Annotated in this window: 2 protein-coding genes; both read right to left on the reverse strand. The window is 58.9% G+C overall.

Going from position 1 to position 2777, the window contains the following annotated elements:
• On the reverse strand, positions 1 to 846 hold an 846-nt coding region (locus GSQ83_RS18310), incomplete at its 3' end, for a winged helix-turn-helix domain-containing protein (RefSeq protein ID WP_174246684.1).
• 1109 nt (positions 847 to 1955) lie between these two features.
• Positions 1956 to 2186, reverse strand: a complete 231-nt coding sequence (locus GSQ83_RS18315; RefSeq protein WP_158804337.1) for a hypothetical protein — start codon at positions 2184 to 2186, stop codon at positions 1956 to 1958.
• Between the last annotated feature and the right edge of the window lie 591 nt (positions 2187 to 2777).

Consider the following 2777-nt stretch of genomic DNA (forward strand, 5'->3'; position numbering starts at 1 on the left):
TGCCTGCCAGTCGGCCTGCACCGTAACGTCGTAAGCGGTCGGATTGCATGGCGGTCTGCGACGCAAACGCTCTGCCGCAATAGCGAACACTCGGCCAACCAAGGTTCCGGCAATTATCCGCACCAGCTCGTCCTGCAGGGTGATAAGGTTTGCGATCGGACGATCGTAACGTTCAGCCCAGACCTGATTGCCTGTCTGGGCGTCGATCAGCTGAGCCGAAATCCTGACGCGCTCTCCCAGTCGACGGATACTGCCTCCAACAAGGAAATGCACGCCAAGTTGGCGTCCAGCCGTCTCGATGTCGACGCGCTGACCCTTGAAGCGGAATGTAGATTTAGCCGAGGCGACCGAGATCGTTTGCCAGCGGGAGAGGTCGGCGATGAGGTCCTCGGTGATACCATCGGTGAAATATTCTTGCTCGCGATCCGAAGACATGTAGACGAATGGCAGAACGGCTATGGAAATCTTGGCGCGTTCGGTGAGGTGACCGCCCTCTGCAGCCGAAGCTGCGACCAACCAATTCCCCGCGACGCCGTCAGGCAGCACAAGCCGGTAGCCCCGTTTCGGCGCGGTTTTCAGCACGACACGGTCGTTATCCTGAAGCGCGTGACGGATTTCGTGGACGCATTGCACGAGGCTGTCGTCGGTTACGGCGAGTCCATCCCACAACGCATGAATGAGTTCGTCTTTGGTGGCGAGTTGCCCGGCGCGCTCGGCCAGGTAGCGCAGGACCGCAAACGCCTGCGGCCGCAACGGCACGGAATGCCCCGAAGCAGTACGCAAGGTCTCGCTGCCGAAATCGGCAATCACACCATTGATGGCAAGCTTCCGACCCTGCACGTCCATCCAGCCCTCTGCCAAATGACGGGCCCTGGCACCCGAACTCACGCTAGCACCTCTCCGCGATTTGTTCGCAATATTTCGCAAAACCTCGGAGAGCTTTCGTTACGTATTGGCCGTACTGGGCCTAAGGGAACGACCATAGCCTGCCGCAAGGGGCGCTCCTTGTCCTTGCGGGCCTATAATTGGGTCTTCCAGCGCTGGGGCGGCCACAATCGGCTACCCTTAAGCTCAGAGGCGCGCAGTTTGCCGGCGTGGGTTTGTCAAGATAGCGGGCGACAATATTGCCCGCGTTTGCTGAGCATGTTGAGCGGCTGGTGCCCAAATGACTTTTGGCTTGGACGAAATGGCTGCCTGTACTGAGTGTTGGCTGGGTGAGGTTCATTGTGAAGACAAGAACATTTGTTGCGTTTGCAATTCTTGCGGTAGCAGTGCCAGCAAGCGCCCAGGACAAACCGGGTGTTCCCGGCACGGGAACACCCTCGAATCCGGCGATGGGCAAGGCACTTCCCTGCGCCCTCGTCTATCGCGCTGCCTTTCACGGATTTCCATCTACTTCTTCTCTCAATGTCCTAAACAACACCGGCACTACGATCCCGCCGAAGTCAGTCATAATCGTAACCAGCATCCCTGGAACTGCCGATGCCCGGTATAAGATTGATGTTCCCGTCGGTCCGGATCAGGGCTACGTCAGGTTGTTAGGCTTATCGACGCGGCCCTGGTCCGCTGACTCGTGCTCGGCTGTGCTCCTCTTGCCGTAGTTTTTGCCGAGGCGTACCGAAAAACTCGGCATGGCTGCGAGCAATAGTATCTCGATTTTGCTATCCGCTATGGCACGCGCGCAAAGTCTTTGCGGCGTTAGCCGGGGGTGGCCCTGTCTCGAGGGCTGCGGCAGGGCCGGCGTTTGTGCGCCGCTCGACTTCGAGTTCAGGTGTCATTGGCGCTATTGCTAAGCTCTGCCAGGCGTAGTACTCTTGAGACCCATAAATACCCGAGTCCACTCCTCCCGAGCGCCATCGCGGAACTGATCAATTCGCCGCTTGAGCAACCTCTTCGTCTTCTCCGGCCTCATCCATTCCCTGCCGCTGCACCGAGAAGGACGGCTTCGAACGTGCCTAGGTCAGCCTCGGCGATACTGCGAATTGCTCACCCAGTTGCCTGATCGTCAGGTCCTCATCCTGATGCTGGATGCCATCTGTCATAATCGGGGCCCATGCTCGGCACCGTCCGCGATTGCGTGCCGCCTTCGCCAGCCCGACTGTCAGCGCGGTCACCGCCTTCTCGGCCTTTGCAGCCGGGAACGCGAGGTCGATCAGATAACCAGCCGCATCCAGCGATATCAGCACGATCGCGCGATCGATGGTTACAGCCGATCCAATAATAATGTCGTCGATGACAAGGGCTTGGGGGTTTGTCCATCACGCCCACCTCAAAACTACACATCTCCGACAGAGCAACTGTCGTGCCAGTCGTTCGACGCGGGGCTTCTTGGAGAAGGCGGGATTATCTCGGAGATCGAGCCTCGCCAGCATTGCGTAACCATCCGCTCGTCAGCCCGTGGAAGCATGGCGGGCCCCTCCGAGCCGCTAAGCTACGCGACATCGCGCGTGCGTCGGTCCGAACAATTCTCGGGAACTGTTCCTCACGAAAAGCGGACGTGGCTCTGTTTCGACAGATCGCGGAACACTTTTTGGAGTGCTGCTACAAAAGGAGCCTTTCGCTGTGATGCATTTTTTCCATCTGCAGCAGCCATGGAAGCTGACGCGGCCTGCTCCTCCGGAGCGAGGGCACAGACTGGAGTGGCCCCACTTCGACCGGCCACATGAGCAAGCCTGGGGACCTAGGGACGTCCTGAATAAGCCCATTCTCGGGCGAGGCTGAGCGGTGATGGTGTTCGCCAGGCGTTTGTGGACTCGCATCGGCAAAAACTATTTCGC

Origin of the sequence: Acidisoma sp. L85 (assembly GCF_009765865.1) — a bacterium.
Lineage (GTDB): Bacteria > Pseudomonadota > Alphaproteobacteria > Acetobacterales > Acetobacteraceae > Acidisoma.